Genomic DNA, 621 nt, shown 5'->3' with positions numbered 1-621 from the left:
TCCTTGATAGTTGATAAATGGATTCAGCACTATCAGTTTGGGTTCTCCAGCTTGTTCAGCGTCCACTGTGAAATCGATGGGCTCTGTATTTACCGCAAAGCCATCTGGTGCTTTTACTTCTACAAACGTATAGTCACCCGGCGCCAATTTATCTACTGTAAACGCCCCAAACTCATCTGTAACCCATTTCGACAAGACATTTTCACCTTGTCTCAGCTCGAATTGTGCCCCGGCCAAGGCTGACCCGTCGGGGTCAGTTTTGTGCAGTCTGACACTGCCCTGGTAGTTGATGAAGTTGCCAAGATCTATCGTGTCCAATGCTCCTGCATGAACGTCTGTCACAACAAAGTCCAGCGTGTTGGTGTTTAATATATAGCCTTCAGCAGCACTGACTTCCTTGAATGTATACCTTCCCGGCTCTAGATCGTCTACAAAGACTTTTCCGTCGCTGTTGGGCTGGATGTCTGTTCTTACCTTTTCGCCATCTCGGTAAAGACTAAAGACAGGATCCGACAAGGCTTCTCCCTGACTTGTGATTTTCTGGAACTGGACACTACCTTGAACATTTTCAAAGCTTCCTAAATCGAGCTGTTCAGGTTCATCTTCTGATTCGGCAAAAAT

At 46.2% G+C, this 621-nt stretch carries 1 protein-coding gene; it reads right to left on the bottom strand.

Annotation, left to right across the window (positions count from 1 at the left end; all coding sequences use genetic code 11):
- Positions 1-621: MSCRAMM family protein (locus tag ADIAL_RS11475; RefSeq protein WP_034303571.1), on the bottom strand; the 621-nt coding region annotated here is incomplete at both ends.

This window comes from Alkalibacterium sp. AK22 (assembly GCF_000585255.1).
GTDB lineage: Bacteria > Bacillota > Bacilli > Lactobacillales > Carnobacteriaceae_A > Alkalibacterium.
This window is presented reverse-complemented; position numbering and strand designations above follow the sequence as displayed.